Raw genomic sequence first — 17,335 nt, 5'->3', positions numbered from 1 at the left:
CTTCCTGGGCGTTGCGGCCGCCTTCGGATGGGGGAGGGCGCCGTAGGGAGTGATCTGCCTGACGCCGGGAAGGCGTGACGCGGAGGGGGTCACAGGGCCCGCCTGGTCGTGTAGCCGTCGGCGTGGAGCTTCTGCTCGACCTCGTCGGCCTCCGCGGCGTCGACGAGCACCTCGATCACGACCTGCTTGGGGCGCTCTCCCGCCTGGGTGGTCACCGTACCGCCCGCGACAAGCCAGTGGTCGGCGCCGGGGAAGTTCTCCAGCTGGTTCTGGTGGTCGCTCACCACGACCGTCCCGCCGTTCGCGGCGATCTCGCCGATCATGGCGGGCAGTTCGCCCCGGGTGTGCGCGTCGAGCCCGGCGAAGGGCTCGTCCAGGATGAGCAGGTCCGGCGGGTCCAGCAGCGACTGGATGAGCCCGATCTTCTGGGCGCTGCCCTTCGACAGGTCGCCGAGCGGCTGTTCGAGCAGGTGGGTCGCCTCAAGCCGGTCGGCGAGGCGTCCTATGGCGGCGGGGGAGACCCCCCGGATCTCGGCCATGTGGGTCAGGTAGGCGGTGACGGTGAACGGCTGGCCGATGGGGAAGACGTCGGGGGCGTAGCCGACGACGCGGGGCCGTTGGGCGACGGTGCCCTTGGAGGGCGGGACGATCCCGGCCAGCAGGCGCAGCAGGGTGGACTTGCCGGCTCCGTTCTTGCCGGTGACCTCGATGACGGAGCCGGGCCGTAGCGTGAGGTCGATGTCCCGCAGCACCCACGGACCGCGTCGCGAGTATCTGAAGAACACCTTGGAGAGCCGCATGCCTGGTACCACTTTCGTGATCACCCGTTTCCGTCGCTGAGGCGCGCGTGTGGTCGCGGGGGAAACGCTAGCAATTAGGAAATAAAGTTAACAGAAAGCGTGCCGCCCCAGGAGGCCGGTGGGTCCCCCAAGGAATGTCCCAGAAGGGTAGTGGGCTTCCCGAGAAACGCTCCAAGGGGTCAGCGGGTGCCCCAGGAGTAGGTCTGCTTGTGGAGCTTGAGGAAGACGAACGTCTCCGTGCCGCGGACCGCGGGAATGGCGCGGATCTTGCCCAGGATCTCCAGCAGGTGCTGGTCGCTCTCGCAGACCGCCTCGACCATGATGTCCATCGCGCCCGCGGTCAGCACGACGTAGTCGAGCTCGGCGATGAGGGACAGCTCCTGGGCCACCGCCTCCAGGTCGCCCTCGCACTTGATGCCGATCAGGGCCTGGCGGGAGAAGCCGAGGGTCAGCGGGTCGGTGACCGCGACGATCTGCATGACACCGCCGTCGATCAGGCGCTGGACCCGCTGGCGCACCGCGGCCTCGGACAGGCCGACCGCCTTGCCGATCGCCGCGTACGGCTTGCGCCCGTCCGCCTGTAACTGCTCGATGATCTTCTTTGAGATCTCGTCGAGGACGACGGTGCCGGGTCTGGCGTCGTTCTCGCGGCGTGCCTTGGACGGGGTCGTCATGCGCGCTCCCTGAGACGTCCTGATGCGTGTGTGTCGCCGGTGTTCTCGCGGCTCTGGTGCGACATCGTGTCAGTTATTACGTCTCTGTCAAGCGATTTCGTAGCAATTTGATATCTTAACAACGAAATCCCTTGTCGAGGGTCTTCTCCTCTGTAAGAGTCTCGACGACTCAGCTCGAAAGAACTAGGAGGTCAACGGTGACCACCCCGGTTGAGAACCGTGAATCCGCCCGGCTGCGCAACTACGTCGACGGTGAGCTCGTGGACGCCAGAAGCGGCAGGTTCTCCGACGTCATCGACCCCTGCACCGGGGAAGCCTATCTTCAGGCCCCGGTCTCCGGAGCCGAGGACGTCGACGCCGCCTACGCCGCCGCGACCGCCGCCTTCGAGTCGTGGAGCCAGACCACCCCGGGTGAGCGCGCCGGTCTGCTGCTGAAGGTCGCCGACGCGATCGAGGCCAGGGCGGATGAGCTGAACGAGGCCGAGTGCCGCAACACCGGCAAGCCGCTCGCCCGCATGGCCGAGGACGAGACCCCGGTGGCCGCCGACCACTTCCGGTTCTTCGCGGGCGCCGCGCGCACGCTTGAGGGGCCGACGTCGGGTGAGTTCCTCGCCGACCACACCTCCGTGATCAGGCACGAGCCGATCGGCGTCGTCGGCCAGGTCACGCCGTGGAACTACCCGCTGATGATGGCGGTGTGGAAGATCGCCCCCGCGCTCGCCGCGGGTAACACCGTGGTGCTCAAGCCCTCCGACACCACCCCGGTCTCCACCGTCAAGCTCGCCGAGATCATCGGTGAGATCCTGCCGAAGGGCGTCTTCAACGTCGTCGTCGGCGACCGCGAGACCGGCGCGCTGGTCGTCGGCCACCCGTCGGCCCAGATGGTCGCGATCACCGGCTCCGTCGGCGCGGGCATGGCCGTGGCCAGGTCGGCGGCCGACGACCTCAAGCGCGTCCACCTCGAACTGGGTGGCAAGGCCCCCGTGGTGGTCTTCGACGACGTCAAGGACCTCAAGGCGGCCGCCGAGGCCATCGCGACCGCCGGGCTGTACAACGCGGGTCAGGACTGCACCGCGGCCTGCCGGGTGCTGGTCCAGGAGGACGCCCACGACGCCTTCGTCGCCGCGCTCACCGAGGCCGCGGCCGCGACCGTCACCGGTGACCTGTCCGTCGAGGACGCCCTGTACGGCCCGCTCAACAACGCCGCCCAGCTGGAGCGGGTCGCGGGCTTCCTTGAGCGCGTCCCCGGGCACGCCAAGGTGCTGACCGGCGGCGAGCGGGTCGGCGAGCGGGGCTACTTCTTCGCCCCGACCGTCGTCGACGGCCTGCGCCAGGACGACGAGATGGTGCAGAACGAGGTCTTCGGCCCGGTCATCACGGTGCAGACCTTCTCCGACGAGGCCGACGCGGTCGCCAAGGCCAACGGTGTCAGGTACGGCCTGTCCAGCTCGGTCTGGACCTCCGACCACGGCCGGGCGATGCGGGTCTCCAGGAGGCTGGACTTCGGCGTCGTGTGGGTCAACACCCACATCCCGTTCGTCTCGGAGATGCCGCACGGAGGGTTCAAGCACTCCGGATACGGTAAGGACCTGTCGGTTTTCGGCCTTCACGACTACCTTCGCGTAAAGCACGTCATGCACTACATCGGCGAGTAGCCGCAGACAGAGAGATTAAGCCTGGTATGACCGAAATCCAGGCGGGCTCAGAAGAGGAGGGGGCGGTTGCGGCCGCCCCCTCCTCCCCCCAGGTGCCCGCCATCGAGCTCTCCGGAGTCGTCAAGGAGTACCTCGCCCAGGGTGAGGTCGTCCAGGCGGTCAAAGGGGTCACACTGAGCATCGCCGGAGGCGAGTTCTTCTCCCTCCTGGGGCCCTCGGGCTGCGGCAAGACGACGACCATGCGGATGATCGCCGGGTTCGAGGACCCCTCGCGCGGCACGGTCAGGCTGCACGGCCAGGACGTCACCGGGGTCCCGCCGAACAGGCGCGACGTGAACATGGTCTTCCAGTCCTACGCGCTGTTCCCGCACATGAACGTCTGGGAGAACGTCGCCTTCGGCCTGCGGCGCAGGAAGGTCGCCGAGGCCGAGATCAAACGGCGCGTCGGGGAGATGCTGGAGATCGTCGACCTCACCGGGCGGGAGAAGCGCCGCCCCAGGGAGATGTCCGGCGGCCAGCAGCAGCGCGTCGCCCTGGCCCGCGCCCTGGTCAACAACCCCCGCGCGCTCCTGCTCGACGAGCCGCTCGGCGCCCTGGACCTTAAGCTCCGCCAGGCCATGCAGATCGAGCTCAAGCGCATCCAGCGCGAGGTCGGCATCACCTTCGTCTACGTCACCCACGACCAGAGCGAGGCGCTCACCATGAGCGACCGCATCGCCGTCATGAACGACGGCCTGGTCGAGCAGCTCGCCCCGCCCCGCGAGATCTACGAGCGTCCGGCCACCGCATTCGTCGCCGGCTTCATCGGCACCTCCAACCTCCTCGACGGCGTCGTCGAGGAGACGGGCGCCGGGCGGGCCGTCCTGCGGGCGGGACACGGAGGGCGCGTCCTGGTCGAGGGGGACGCCCACGTCACGGGGGACCGCGTCGCGGTCACCGTGCGCCCGGAGAAGATCACGATCTCCGCCGGGGAGCCGGAGGGCGACCTCAGCGCGGTGCGCGGCACCGTCTCCGAGGTCGTCTACCTGGGGCTCTACAACAGCTACACGGTGCGCCTCGCCGACGGCGCCGAGATCACCGTCTTCCAGCAGAACGCGCTCGACAGCACGAGCACGGCCGAGCGTGGCGAGGCCGTCTGGTTGTCGTGGCAGGCACGCCACTCGTACGTGATCGGAAGTTGACGTTGACCACAGCCATGGACCCCCGCTCCAACCCCGCCCTGCTGCGGGGCCTGACGCAAAACCGCTCGGTCACCCGCCGCGACGCCCTGCGTCTGGCCGGGCTCTCGGCCGCCGGGCTCGCCCTGGCCGGTTGCGGCATCCAGGGCAAGAAGCCCGTGACCACACCGAAGAAGGACGCGGTCGCCGACTTCTGGACCGGTAAGAAGCGCAACGGGACGATGCGGTTCGCCAACTGGCCGCTGTACATCGACAAGGACGGCAAGAGGTACCCGTCGCTGGAGATGTTCACCGCCGACACCGGGATCAAGGTCTCCTACAAGGAGGTCATCCAGGAGATCCCGTCCTTCTTCGGCAAGATCCAGCCGCTGCTCGCCGCGGGCAACGACATCGGCCACGACCTGATGGTGCTGACCAACGGCATCCACCTCGGCCGGGCCATCCAGCTCGACTACCTGGCCCCGCTGGACCACTCCAAGCTGCCCAACTTCGCCGCCAACGCCGCGCAGAAGGTCAAGAACCCGACGTGGGACCCGGGCAACGCCCACACGATCCCGTGGACGGTCGGGCTGACCGGCATCGCCTACAACCCCAAGTACGTCGACGAGGTCAAGAGCGTCGAGGACCTCTGGAACCCCAAGTACAAGGGCAAGGTCGGCATGATGACCGACAGCGAGGAGATCGCCAACGTCGGGCTGTTCTCCCTGGGCATCGACCCCGACACCTCGACGGAGGCCGACTGGCGCAAGGCGGCCGAGCGGCTCCAGGCGCAGCGCGACGCGGGGCTGGTGCGCAAGTACTACGAGAACGACTACGTGGACGCGCTCGCCAGGGGCGACGTGTGGATCACCATGGCCTGGTCGGGCGACATCTTCCAGCAGGTCGCCGAGGGCAAGGACCTCAAGTTCGTGGTCCCCCAGGAGGGCGGCACGATCTGGACCGACAACATGTGCATCCCCAGGACCGCGCAGAACCCGGTGGACGCGCTGACGTACATGGACTACGTCTACCAGCCCAAGATCGCGACGACCCTGGTCGAGGCCATCAACTACATCACGCCGGTCCCGGCGACCAAGGACCTGGTCCTCGCCGACGCGGCCAAGCAGTCCGGTGAGGACAAGGCGGCGCTCGAACAGCTGGCGAACAGCCCGATGATCTACCCCTCGGACGCCGACATGGCCAGGCTGCGTTCCTACGTGACCCTCGACGGGGCCAAGGAGAAGACCTTCGAGTCCATCTTCCAGCCGATCACCCAGGGCTGACGGAGAGCCCCGGTGAAGCGCCTCACCCCCTACCTGCTCATCCTGCCGGGCGGTCTGTGGTTACTGATCTTCCTGGTGGTGCCGATGGTCTTCATGGCCTCGGTCTCCACCCAGGAGGGCGACATCCTGAACGGCTTCGTGCAGACCTTCGACTTCTCCGTGTACGGCGACGCCCTGACGCGCTACCAGACGCAGTTCCTGCGCTCGGTCGGGTACGGCCTCGTGGGCACGGCCGTCTCCATCGCGATGGCCTATCCGGTGGCGTACTGGATCGCCTTCAGGGGCGGTTCCCGCAAGTCCACCTACCTGCTGCTGGTGCTGCTGCCGTTCTTCGTGTCGTTCGTGCTGCGCACGGTCTCGTGGAAGTTCCTGCTGGCCGACGACGGCCTGCTGCTGTCGCCGTTGAAGGCGATGGGCCTGGTGGCCCAGGACTTCCACGTCCTGCAGACCACGGTCGCGGTGATCGGCGGCCTGGTCTACAACTACCTGCCGTTCATGATCCTGCCGATCTACGTGGCGCTCGAACGGATCGACCCCCGGGTGGTCGAGGCGGCCCAGGACCTCTACGCGGCCAGGAGCCAGGCCTTCACGAAGGTCGTGCTGCCGCTCTCGCTGCCCGGGGTCTTCGCCGGGGTGCTGATGACGTTCGTCCCGATGACCGCCGACTACGTCAACGCCGGGATCCTCGGCGGCCCGGCCAACACGATGATCGGCAACATCATCCAGACCGAGTATCTCGTCAACGCCGACTATCCGACCGCGGCGGCGCTGTCGTTCACGCTGATGGCGGTGATGCTGGTCGGCATCTTCGCCTACGCCAGGGCGCTGGGCACCGAGAACGTGCTGGAGGCGGCGGCCCGATGAGCGCACCGGAGATCACCAGACCTAGGGTCAGGTTCGGCGAGCGGCTGCTGTGGGGCTACGTCTGGCTGGTCATCGCCTGGCTGTTCCTGCCGATCGTGGTCATGATCGTCTTCGGGTTCAACGACACCGCGAGCAAGTCGAACGTCACCTGGCAGGGCTTCACGCTCAGGTGGTGGGGCAGGCTGGGCGACTATCCCGAGCTGATCGGGGCCGTGGGCAACTCACTGCAGGTGGCCCTGCTCGCCACGCTGATCACCACGGTGATCGGCACCCTCATGGGGCTGGCGCTCGGCCGTCACCGTTTCCGCGGGCAGGGCGCGACCAACCTGGTGCTGTTCGCCGCGATCGCCTCACCCGAGCTCGTCATGGGCGCCTCGCTGCTGTCGCTGTTCGTCAGCGCCGGGGTGGACACCGGGTTCTGGACCGTGGTCGTGGCGCACGTGCTGTTCTCGCTGTCGTTCGTGGCCATCACCGTGCGGGCCAGGGTGATCGGGCTCGACAGGTCGGTCGAGGAGGCGGCCAGGGACCTGGGCGCCTCCACCTGGACCACCTTCTGGCGGGTGACGTTCCCGATGATCCTGCCCGGCGTCGTCTCCGGCGCGCTGCTGGCCTTCGCGCTGTCCATCGACGACTTCGTGATCACCCAGTTCACCAGCGGGGCCATGGAGACCTTCCCGCTGTGGATCTGGGGGGCCACCAGGATCGGCATCCCGCCGCAGGTCAACATCCTGGGAACGCTTATATTCGCGGTAGGCGTCGTGATCGCCGTGGTCAACACGGTGACCGCCCGCCGCCGCACTTGACCGTCGCCTGAGCCCGTGCCGCCGCCGGTGGCACGGGCTCAGGTGCATCAGGATCCTCGACAGAGAACAGGGAGGCGAGATCGGACTCAGGCGGGGGGAACCCGCGCGTGGCCCCCAAGGCCCCGCGACACACACAAAGACTCTTTGACTCACCGTAGGGAAGTGAGATTTGTGGATCCGCTGAAGGCTCTTGCTGACGCGGAGCGCAAGCCGTACTGGCTCGACAGTCCGGCGAAACCCGAGCCGCTGCCGCGGCTCTTCGGAAACACGACCGCCGGGCTCGCGGTGGTCGGCGGTGGCTTCTCGGGGCTGTGGACGGCCCTGATGGCCAAGGAGCGGGACCCGTCGCTGGACGTCGTCCTGCTGGAGGGAAAGAAGATCGGCTGGGCGGCGTCCGGTCGTAACGGCGGATTCGCCATGGCGACGCTCACCCACGGCATCGCCAACGGCCTTGAGCGCTGGCCGGAGGAGATCGCCCTCCTCGAACACATGGGACTGACCAACCTCGACGAGCTCGGCGAGACGGTCGCCAGGTACGGCATCGACTGCGGCTACGAGCGGACCGGGGAGCTGCACGTGGCCACCGAGCCGTGGCAGCTCGCGGAGATGCACCAGAGCGTCGAGGTCGCCAGGGAGCTGGGTGTCCGTTTCGACGTCCTCGACCAGGACCAGGTCAGGGCGGAGGTGAACTCGCCCACCTACGTGGGAGGCCACTGGGAGCGTGACGGCTGCGCCATGCTCGACCCCGCCCGGCTGGCCTGGGGCCTCAGGCAGGCCTGTCTCTCACTGGGCGTGCGCGTCCACGAGCGCACGCCGGTCAGGCACATGCGGGACACCGGGACGCACATGGAGCTGCTCACCCCGCACGGCACGGTCAGGGCCGAGAAGGTGGCGCTCGGCACCGGAGTGTTCCAGCCGCTGCTGCGCAGGCTGAAGCACTTCCTGGTGCCGGTCTACGACTACGCGCTGATGACCGAGCCCCTGTCGGAGGAGCAGCTGGCCTCGGTCGGCTGGCACAACCGGCAGGGCGTCGGAGACTCGGCCAACCAGTTCCACTACTACCGGCTGACCTCGGACAACCGCATCCTCTGGGGCGGCTACGACGCGGTCTACTACAACGGCGGGAGGATCAAGCCGGAGTACGAACAGCGCGACGAGACCTTCGTCAAACTGGCCGAGCACTTCTTCACGACCTTCCCGCAGCTGTCGGGGCTGCGCTTCACCCACCGGTGGGGCGGCGTCATCGACACCTGCAGCCGTTTCAGCGCCTTCTACGGAACCGCGCACGGCGGACGCCTGGCCTACGCCGCCGGATACACCGGCATGGGGGTCGGCGCGACCAGGTTCGGGGCGAACGTCATGCTCGACCTGCTCGGCGGCGAATCGACCGAGCGGACCGAGCTGCGGATGGTCAGGGAGAAGCCGCTGCCGTTCCCGCCGGAGCCGGTCCGCTCCGCCGGGATCCAGATGACCCGCTGGTCGATCGCCCAGGCCGACCTCCACCAGGGCCGTCGCAACCTCTGGCTGCGCACCCTGGACAAGATGGGTCTCGGGTTCGACTCCTAGCCGTCGTCCCCGGCTCTCGGCGCGTACGGCCGAGGGCCGGGGACGTTCGCGGAGCCGTACAGTCTGGGGGCATGAGCGAGAGGGTTGAGTTCGAGGCCGACGGGATCACACTCGTCGGTGACCTGCGCGTGCCCGAGGGGCCGGGGCCGCGTCCGGCGCTGGTGCTGACCGGGCCGTTCACCGGGACACGCGGCCAGGTCGCCGGCCGCTACGCCGAGGCGCTGACCGGGGCCGGCTACGTGACGCTGGCCTTCGACCACCGCAACTGGGGCGAGTCGGGCGGCACGCCGCGCGGGCACGAGGATCCGCAGGGCAAGCTGCGTGACCTGCGGGCCGCGGTCTCGCTGCTGCGCTCGCGTCCCGAGGCGGACGGCGGCCGGATCGGAGCGGTCGGGATCTGCCTCGGCGCGGGCTACGCGCTCAGGTTCGCCGCCCTCGACCCCCGGGTCGGGGCCTTCGCGGGCATCGCGGGGTCCTACGGCAATCCGTACGGCACGCGCGCCACGATGGGGGCGGGTTACCGGGAGGCGCTGGCCCGCCACGCCGAGGTCATGGAGCGTCAGGACCGGGGCGGGGAGGTGGAGTACCTGCCCGCCGTGGCGCAGGAGGGCGAGGCGGCCATGCCGGGGCCGGAGCCGTTCGACTACTACGGCACGGGGCGGGGCGCCTGCCCGCACTGGCGCAACCTGGTCACCAGGGCCTCCCTGGGTGAGCTGCTCACCGTGGACGACATGACCGGCGCCGACTTCCTGGCCCCGACGCCGGGCCTGGTCGTGCACGGGGTGATCGACCGGATGAGCTCCCCGGAGGGAGCCGAGGAGGTCTACCGGCGGATGGAGGGGCCCAAGCGGCTCGTCTGGGTGGACGCCCGGCGGCACACCGACCTCTACGACGTCGAGCCCTGCGTCACCCGGGCGGTCGAGGCCACGGCGGAGTTCCTCGCCGAACACCTCTGAAGGCGACATATCTGGATTTGTCGGTCTAGAGATCGCCCCAGCGGGGGAGAGGCTACATAGATCGATGTAGCCGACGGATGGGTCCGCGCGACGATGTCCCGCGGGCCGGGGACGGCGATCGTTGAAGGGTGACGACGCGACGCATCGACGTGCTCGACGTGCTCAGGGGCATCGCCATCATGGGCACGCTCGGCACCAACATCTGGATCTTCACCGACCCCCTGGGGCCGGCCGGGGTCATGGACGCCCTCTCCGGGAGCGGGGCGGCCGAGACCTTCCTGCACTTCCTGGCCAACGGCAAGTTCCTGGCCCTGCTCAGCCTGCTGTTCGGGGTGGGCATGGAGCTGCAGTACCGCTCGGCCGTACGGCGTGGCGTCACCTGGCCCGGCCGGTACCTGTGGCGGGCGGCGCTGCTGTTCGTCGAGGGACTGCTCCACTACGTGCTGATCTTCGAGTTCGACGTGCTCATGGGCTACGCCGTGGTCTCGGTCCTGGTGGCCTTCCTCATCGGCAGGAGCGACCGGGTGGTCAGGGCCTGGATGATCGTGACGGGGACGGTGTTCGCCGCCGTGATCGGCCTGATCACCCTCGCCCTCCTGTACGGCGTCGCCGATCTTTCCTCAGGGGCCGCGCCGTCGAGACGGTTCGCCGAGGGCGGCTACCTCGACCAGGTCACCGCCAGGATCGTCAACATGGGCACCTACCGCTTCGAGGCCGTGTTCATCGTCCCGCTGGGCGTCGTGCTGTTCCTGCTCGGCTCCCGCCTGGTGCGGGCGGGGGTCTTCGAGGACTCGGAACGCGGCGCCGTCCTGCGGCGCAGGCTGATGGTCCTCGGGCTCGGCGTCGGCGCGCCGCTGAACCTGCTGACGGCCTTCTCCGGAGAGGGCTGGTTCCTGGTCGACCGCTACCTGCTGCCGCCGCTGGTCGCGCTCGGCCTGCTGGGGCTGGTGACGACGGTCGCGCTCGGGGCGGGGGACGTTCAGGGCCGGATGCGCCGGGGGCTGACGGCCGTCGGCAGGACGGCGCTGAGCTGTTACGTCTTCCAGAACCTGGCGGGGGCGGTGCTCTGCTACGGCTGGGGGCTCGGCCTGGCCACGCGGTTCGAGGGACTGCGGCCGTGGTGGACGGTCGCCGCCTGGGCGGCCATCTGCGCGGTGTTCATGACGCTGGCCACGCTGTGGCTGCGCCGCTTCGAGCGGGGGCCGCTCGAAATCCTCTGGCAGCGGGCGTATCTGATGTCGTGGCGCCCGGCCCGGGAAACGACGGTGACAGATGATAAAATAACGGACAATTCGCCTCAGGGTTAGGGTCCGGTTTGCAGAAGAGGGTCGTCGGTACGGTCGCCTCCCTTCTGTTCGTTCTGCTCACCGTCATCCACGCGCCGCTCCAGGCGCACCACGGGCTACGCCACGAACCCGGCGTCGCCGTGGCCCTGGCGAGCGGCGCGATCCTGCCCCCGGCCTCGCCGTACAAGGCGGGGCACAGCCTGCCTCCGCCCACGATCCGGCACGCCGGTCCGGCACGGGTGGTGTGGCTGCGCCCCCGGCCGCCCGTCACCGTCGTCACGCGGGCTGTACACGGCCCGTCCGAACCCCGGGCGCCTCCGTCCGGCGATCTCTGACGCACCAGATCGAGATCGTCCGACGGAGGTTTTTTCATGTTCTACGAATGCGCTTTCACCATGCCCGGAATCAGGCCGGAAGGAGGCCACCGTGGCACTGGGTGACGCTCTCATCGCCCTCGGCGGCTCCTTCCTCGCCGCCGGGATCATCGCCAGGCTCGGCGGCCGGATCGGACTGCCGACGATCCCCCTGTTCATGCTCGCGGGCATCATCTTCGGGCCGCACACCCCCGGGCTCGCCCTCGTGGAGAACCCGGCCGACCTGAAGGTCATCGCCACGCTCGGCCTGATCTTCCTGCTGTTCTACCTCGGCCTGGAGTTCTCCCTCGACAGTCTCATCGCGGGCGGCAGCAGGCTGGCGCTCGCCGGGACCGTCTACATCCTGCTCAACGTCGGGGGAGGCCTGATCTTCGGGTTCGCCCTCGGCTGGGGGACGAGGGAGGCGCTGGTCCTGGCCGGGGTGGTCGGGATCTCCTCCTCGGCCATCGCGACCAAACTGCTCGTCGACCTCGGGCGGATCGGCAACCCGGAGAGCCGCCTCATCCTGGGAATCATCGTGGTCGAGGACATCTTCCTCGCCCTCTACCTGGCGGTGTTGCAGCCGGTGCTCAGCGGTGCCGACTCCTTCGCCGCCGCCGCGCTCTCCTTCGGCAAGGCCTTCGCCTTCCTGATCGCGCTGACCGCGCTGGCCAGGTGGGGCACCCGGTTGGTCGACAGGCTCGTGACCACCAAGGACGACGAGCTGCTCGTGGTGATGTTCACCGGACTGGCGATCCTCACCGCGGGCGTCGCGGAGGAACTCGGCGTCTCCGACGCCATCGGGGCCTTCATGATCGGCCTGATCCTCAGCTCGACCAAGGCCGCGCCGCGCATCCGCCAGCTCGTCCATCCGCTCAGGGACGCCTTCGCGGCCCTGTTCTTCTTCGCGTTCGGCCTGTCCATCGAGCCCGGGGACATGCTCTCCGTCGCCTGGCCCGTCGCCATCGCGGTCGTGCTCACCCTGGTGTTCAACGTGGCGGCGGGGGCACTGGCCGCCAGGATGAACTCCTTCGGCGCGACACAGGCGGTGAACATCTCACTGACCGTGCTCTCCCGAGGGGAGTTCGCCCTGGTCCTGGCGACCATGGCCGTGGCCGCCGGGCTCGACGGCAGGCTCGCGCCGTTCATCGCCGGATACGTGCTCATCCTCGCGCTGTTCGGGCCGCTGATCGCCAGCCGTTCGGAGTGGTTCGCCCGCCTGCTGCCGGGCGGGCGCGAACGGGCCGAGGCCCTCTCCACGGGACCGAGGAGCTAGCGGGGCTCACAGGTCACCGGCCCACGGAGGGTCGGCTCCGGGAACCGAGCAGGTGCGGGCGGCGGCCCCGGCCGCGAAGGCCGCCGCCCGCCCGGCCGCGTCCAGGTCGAGGGCGTCGAGCCGCCCGCCGAGCAGGCCGTCCGCGCGCAGCCGGTGCAGGAACGCGGCGGTGAAGGAGTCACCGGCCCCGACGGTGTCCACGACCCGTACGGCGGGCGCGGGCACCCTCACGCGCAGGCCGTCCAGGGAGACGAGCGCGCCCCCGGGACCGAGGGTCACCACGACCAGCCGGGCACCCGCGGCGTGCCAGGCGTCGCAGGCGCGCTCGGCCGTCTCACCGGGGCGGATCAGCTCCAGGTCGTCGAGGCTCAGCTTGACGACGTCGGCCAGCGCGCACCAGCGGGGCATCGCCTCCCGGTAGCGGTCAAGGGGGACGACGCCGGGGCGTACGTTGGGGTCGATCGAGACGGTCGCCCCGGCGGCGGCCCGCGCGAGCAACTCCTCGATCCGCCCCGCCCCGGGGTCGTGGACCAGGGCGAGGGAGCCGGTGTGCAGGCAGACGGCGTCGCCGACCCGCTCGCCGGTCAGCTCCGCCGCACTCCACCGCCAGTCGGCCGCTCCCTCGGCGTGGAAGGAGTAGGCCGCCCGTCCCGCCTCGTCCAGGGTGGCGACGGCCAGGACGCTGGGCTCCTGCGCGCTCACGCAGCCGGTCAGATCGACGCCGGAGGCGTCCAGGTGGGCGCGGAACAGCTCTCCGAAGGGATCACGGGAGATCCGCCCGAGGAAGCGGACGGGCGTGCCGAGACGGGCCAGGGCCACGGCGGTGTTGGCGGGACCGCCGCCGGGCAGGACCCGCAGGGCGAGCCCGCCTCCCGGCGCCGTACCGGTGACGAAGGCGTCGGCGACACACTCGCCGAGCACGGCGATCCGATCACGGGACACGTGACGGTCCTTTCCCGAGGCGACCCACCGAGCCGATTCTTACAATCGGGCGGGGAACGGGGACAGGGGGGATGTCGTGTTGCGCGGTCTGGAGATTCCCGACGAGGAACGGCTCGCCGGGCGGATGGCCCGGCAGCTGGCCGACCGGCTGCCGCCGGGGTGTTTGATCTCGCCCTGGCGCCGGGGCGCCGACTACGCCGCGCTGCTCGTCGAGGCGGACGGCGAACGGCGGTTCGTGCTCAGGGTGCCGCTGCGGGAGGTCACCCCGACGGCCTACGACGGGACGGTCGACTTCGGGGCCGTCCTCGAACGCGAGGTCCTGGCGCACGGGGTTCTCGCCCGGGCGGGCGTGCCCGTCGCCGGTCTCAGGGGGTGGCGGCGAGCCCGGGGTGAGGGGGAGCGGTCGTGGATGCTCCTGGACCTCGTCCCCGACGACGGAGCGGCCGAACTCGGCGAAACGCGGCTGCGCCGCCTCGGTGAGGTCCTGGCGCGCGTCCACACGGCGGACGTCCCGGCGTCCCGGCGCGCGGGACTGGGCGCCGACTGCGCCCCGGAGGCGATGGCCAGGCGCATCGAGATCCGGGTGGGCGCGCTGGCCGCCCGCGTCCCCCTCGACGGGCACCGGGCGCTCGTCGAGGCGGCCACGACGGTGGCCGGGGAGCGGGCCGGGCGGGCGCCGCTGCGGCTGCTCCACATGGACCTGCGCAGGGAGAACCTGTGCTTCCACGGGGACGACCTCGTCGCGGTGCTCGACCTGTCCAACTGCACGATGGGCGACCCCGCCGCCGAACTCGGCCGGATGAGGGCCTACGGCCTGCTGGAGGGTCCGCTGCTCGCGGGGTACGGCCAGGCCGGGGGCGAACCGGCCGATGAGCGGACGATCGCCGCCTACGCCGCCGACACCTTCGCCCTGCTCGGCCTGCTCGGCACGGACGAGTTCGCCGACCAGGCGCTGGTCGACCGGGCCGTGACGGGCCTCGGGTGGTGTGCGGAGGTGCTGCGCGGATGAGCCTCAGGTCGCCTCAGGTCGTGGTCACCGTTCCCGAGGTGCCGTCGACCGTGATCCGCAGGCCGGTGACGACGTGCTCGGTCGCGTGGGCGACGCCGACGACGGCGGGGATGCCGTACTCCCTGGCCACCACGGCGCCGTGTGAGTTGGCCCCGCCCATCTCCATGACCAGGCCGCCCGCGGTGAGGAACAGCGGCGTCCAGCCGGGGTCGGTCGAGGGGCAGACCAGGATCTCCCCGGGTTCGAGGTGGGCCCCGACGGGGTCGAGGACGACCCTGGCCGTCCCGGTCACCGTCCCCGCCGAGGCGGGGGTCCCGGTCAGCGCGCCGTCGACCGGCTCCGCCGTGGCGACGGCCTCGGGTTCGGTGCCGTCGGACAGCACGACCCTGGGCAGGTGCCTGCGCAGCCGTTCCCGGTCCGCCTGGGCGCGCCGTTCCGCGACGAGCGCCCGGGAACCGGCGGGGTCGGCGGGCGGGGCAGACAGCAGGGCCCTGACCTCGCCGATCGTCAGGAAGAAGACGTCGCCGGGGGAGTCGAGGACGCCGCGGGAGGCCAGTTCGGCCCCGACGGCGGCCAGTTCGGCGCGCATCGCGGCCAGCACGGTCACCACGAGGAACTTGGGCAGCTCACGCAGCCCGGCCAGGGCCCGCGCCCTGCCGAGGGCGAAGCGGACGAGCGGCCCGCGGAGGCCACCGGCCCGGGCGGCGAGTGTCCTGATCATGACGGCCGCCTCCGCGGCGCCCCTGGCGAACACCTCGTCGGGAGCCTGGGAGAGGTCGTCCAGGCGCAGGTAGTTGGCCAGCACGCCCAGGACGTGCGTGGGGTCCTCCGACCAGCGGGGCACCCCCAGGTCGATCTCGGCGACCGCGCGGACGCCGTAGACCGCGAGGAACTCCCGCAGCTCCCGCTGGACCGTCCGCGGCAGCGTCCCGTCGTGGAAGCGCCGGGCCAGGTCGGCGGCGGGGACGGTGAGCAGCAGGGCGGCGGCGTCGGCGTCCCGCCTGATCCGGCCCGCCAGCCGCCACAGGGCCAGGTCCATCTCGGTGGTGACGTTGTGCGGCAGCCCGCGCAGCACGGTCGTCAGCTCCCCGGGCCGGGCCCGCCCGCCCAGGAGACGGGCGGCCAGGCCCAGCATGGCGAACCCGGCGATGGGGCCGGGCACGACGTGGGGAAGCAGGGGAACGGTCCGCGCGCTCAGCGTCCGCTCGACCCGGTCGAGCCGCTCAAGCGGGGTGGCGCTCTCCGGCAGCGGCGCCAGCTCGGCCCGCAGCCGTGACCTGAGGCGTTCGACCCGCCCCCGCGTGGCCCCGGGGTTCAGCACGGCCCGCACGACGTTGGAGGGGACGCGGAAGCGGCGCGCGATCCGCAGCACCCGCCGCAGCGCGGGCAGCACGGAGCGCCGGGTCACCCCGAAACGGGGGTCGTCGAACAGGCCGCGCAGCACCACCGCCGACCTGGCCTCCATCACGTCCAGCAGGCGCGGCACGACCGCACGACCGGCCCGTCCGCGCATGACGCCGGTGACGTCGAGGAACAGCCGCCCGGCCGCCTCGGTCAGCTGCGGGGCCCCGGCGGTCACGTCGGCCACCGGATTCCCCGCCAGCGCCGAGATCGAGGAGGAGATCAGCCGGAAGGCCGAGACGCCCATCGGGGTGAACGGCGCGTAGACGCCCTGCGCGACGCTGAAGGAGAAGTAGATCCGGGGGCCGCCCTCCGCCCGCGCCGCGGCGCTCTCGGGGACGGGGAAGAGGGTGGTGATCGGGCGAGACTGGGTCAGCCACAGCGAGCCGTCGGCGTCGATGGCCCACTCGGTGTCCTGCGGGCTCCCGTAGTGTTCCTCGACCCGCCCGCCCAGCGCGGCCAGCGCCCTGACCTGGTCGTCGGTGACGCAGGCCGACCCCGTCCCGTCCCCGAGGCCGACATGCTCGACGCCTCCCCCGGGCAGCGGCCGTACGGCCAGCAGCTTGTCGCCGGGGCGCCGCCCGGTGATCCGGCCGGTCGCGACGTCCACCACGAAGTGGTCGGGGTTGACGGAGCCGGAGACCACGGCCTCGCCGAGCCCGGGACTGGCGTCGATCACCGCCTCGTGCCGCCTGCCGGTGACGGGGTTGGCGGTGAACATCACCCCGGCGACCTCGGAGGAGACCATCTCCTGGATCACGACGGCCAGCAGGACGGACCGGTGGTCGACGCCGTTGGCCGCCCGGTAGGCGACCGCCCTGTCGGTCCACAGTGAGGCCCAGCAGCGCCTGACCGCGTCGAGCACGGCCTCCTCGCCCACCACGTTGAGGTAGGTGTCCTGCTGCCCGGCGAAGCTGGCGTGCGGCAGGTCCTCGGCGGTCGCCGAGGAGCGCACGGCGACCGGGCCGGAGGGACCGCCGGGACCGCGCACGCCGTGCCGTACGGCCTCGGCGACCTCGGGGGGCACCGGGGCGGCGAGCACGAGGGCGCGGGCCCTGGCGGCCAGTTCGTTCAGGGCCGTGACGTCCCCGGCGGGGGTCGTGGCCAGCGCGTCGAGCACGTCGCCGAGACCCGCCCCCTCGGTGGCCGCGCGGTAGGCCCGTGTGGTGAGGCAGACCCCGGGCGGGACGGGGAAACCGGCCCTGGTGAGCACGCCGAGGTTGACGGCCTTGCCGCCGGCCAGGGGGAGCGCCTCCGCTCCGATGTCGGAGAACGGCAGGATCAACGGGCTGGCGGACATCGGCGAGCCT

At 70.7% G+C, this 17,335-nt stretch carries 15 protein-coding genes; 11 read left to right on the top strand and 4 right to left on the bottom strand.

Going from position 1 to position 17,335, the window contains the following annotated elements; genetic code table 11:
* Positions 1–89 precede the first annotated feature (89 nt).
* Entirely contained in the window at positions 90–800 is a 711-nt protein-coding gene (locus tag ABZ463_RS16975; RefSeq protein WP_352009508.1) for an ATP-binding cassette domain-containing protein, read from the bottom strand.
* A gap of 179 nt (positions 801–979) precedes the next feature.
* A complete protein-coding gene (locus ABZ463_RS16970; protein WP_352009507.1) occupies positions 980–1,474 on the bottom strand; it encodes an Lrp/AsnC family transcriptional regulator in 495 nt (164 codons plus the stop codon).
* Positions 1,475–1,671: 197 nt separating this feature from the next.
* Here ABZ463_RS16970 and ABZ463_RS16965 point away from each other — a divergent pair, with 197 nt between their 5' ends.
* The 10 genes from ABZ463_RS16965 to ABZ463_RS16920 all read left to right on the top strand — a co-directional run bounded on the left by ABZ463_RS16965 (position 1,672) and on the right by ABZ463_RS16920 (position 12,673).
* Positions 1,672–3,129 carry a gamma-aminobutyraldehyde dehydrogenase gene (locus ABZ463_RS16965; RefSeq protein WP_352009506.1) on the top strand — a complete coding sequence of 486 codons (1,458 nt, stop codon included), beginning with the start codon at positions 1,672–1,674 and terminating at the stop codon, positions 3,127–3,129.
* A gap of 26 nt (positions 3,130–3,155) precedes the next feature.
* Positions 3,156–4,310, top strand: a complete 1,155-nt coding sequence (locus tag ABZ463_RS16960) for an ABC transporter ATP-binding protein (protein ID WP_352009505.1) — start codon at positions 3,156–3,158, stop codon at positions 4,308–4,310.
* A gap of 14 nt (positions 4,311–4,324) precedes the next feature.
* A complete protein-coding gene (locus ABZ463_RS16955; RefSeq protein ID WP_352010156.1) occupies positions 4,325–5,569 on the top strand; it encodes a spermidine/putrescine ABC transporter substrate-binding protein in 1,245 nt (414 codons plus the stop codon).
* Between the two features lie 12 nt (positions 5,570–5,581).
* Positions 5,582–6,433, top strand: a complete 852-nt coding sequence (locus tag ABZ463_RS16950) for an ABC transporter permease (RefSeq protein WP_352009504.1) — start codon at positions 5,582–5,584, stop codon at positions 6,431–6,433.
* Positions 6,430–7,236 (top strand): ABC transporter permease, encoded by an 807-nt coding sequence (locus tag ABZ463_RS16945; RefSeq protein ID WP_352009503.1) that lies wholly within the window; start codon positions 6,430–6,432, stop codon positions 7,234–7,236. The genes ABZ463_RS16950 and ABZ463_RS16945 overlap by 4 nt, the downstream gene beginning before the upstream one ends.
* Before the next feature lie 171 nt (positions 7,237–7,407).
* A complete protein-coding gene (locus tag ABZ463_RS16940) occupies positions 7,408–8,802 on the top strand; it encodes an FAD-dependent oxidoreductase (RefSeq protein WP_352010155.1) in 1,395 nt (464 codons plus the stop codon).
* Positions 8,803–8,873: 71 nt separating this feature from the next.
* On the top strand, positions 8,874–9,758 hold the full coding sequence (locus ABZ463_RS16935; RefSeq protein ID WP_362776907.1) for an alpha/beta hydrolase: 885 nt from the start codon (positions 8,874–8,876) through the stop codon (positions 9,756–9,758).
* A 128-nt stretch (positions 9,759–9,886) separates the two neighbouring features.
* Complete coding sequence (locus ABZ463_RS16930; RefSeq protein WP_362776904.1) at positions 9,887–11,065, top strand: DUF418 domain-containing protein; 1,179 nt, start codon at positions 9,887–9,889, stop codon at positions 11,063–11,065.
* A gap of 8 nt (positions 11,066–11,073) precedes the next feature.
* A complete protein-coding gene (locus ABZ463_RS16925; RefSeq protein WP_352009500.1) occupies positions 11,074–11,379 on the top strand; it encodes a hypothetical protein in 306 nt (101 codons plus the stop codon).
* A gap of 91 nt (positions 11,380–11,470) precedes the next feature.
* Positions 11,471–12,673 carry a cation:proton antiporter gene (locus ABZ463_RS16920; protein ID WP_362776901.1) on the top strand — a complete coding sequence of 401 codons (1,203 nt, stop codon included), beginning with the start codon at positions 11,471–11,473 and terminating at the stop codon, positions 12,671–12,673.
* Between the two features lie 6 nt (positions 12,674–12,679).
* Here the strand turns inward: ABZ463_RS16920 and ABZ463_RS16915 are convergent, their stop codons facing one another.
* Complete coding sequence (locus ABZ463_RS16915) at positions 12,680–13,615, bottom strand: carbohydrate kinase (RefSeq protein ID WP_362776899.1); 936 nt, start codon at positions 13,613–13,615, stop codon at positions 12,680–12,682.
* Positions 13,616–13,691: 76 nt separating this feature from the next.
* Between ABZ463_RS16915 and ABZ463_RS16910 the strand changes: the two genes are divergently transcribed.
* Positions 13,692–14,624 (top strand): phosphotransferase, encoded by a 933-nt coding sequence (locus ABZ463_RS16910; RefSeq protein WP_362776897.1) that lies wholly within the window; start codon positions 13,692–13,694, stop codon positions 14,622–14,624.
* Between the two features lie 13 nt (positions 14,625–14,637).
* Here ABZ463_RS16910 and ABZ463_RS16905 read toward each other — a convergent pair whose 3' ends face one another.
* Complete coding sequence (locus ABZ463_RS16905) at positions 14,638–17,325, bottom strand: PEP/pyruvate-binding domain-containing protein (protein ID WP_362776895.1); 2,688 nt, start codon at positions 17,323–17,325, stop codon at positions 14,638–14,640.
* Positions 17,326–17,335 lie beyond the last annotated feature (10 nt).

It is taken from the genome of Streptosporangium sp. NPDC020145, from assembly GCF_040631275.1.
In the GTDB taxonomy this organism is placed as follows: Bacteria; Actinomycetota; Actinomycetes; order Streptosporangiales; family Streptosporangiaceae; genus Streptosporangium.
Note: the sequence above shows the minus strand (reverse complement) of the source record. Positions and strands in the feature narration are given on the sequence as shown.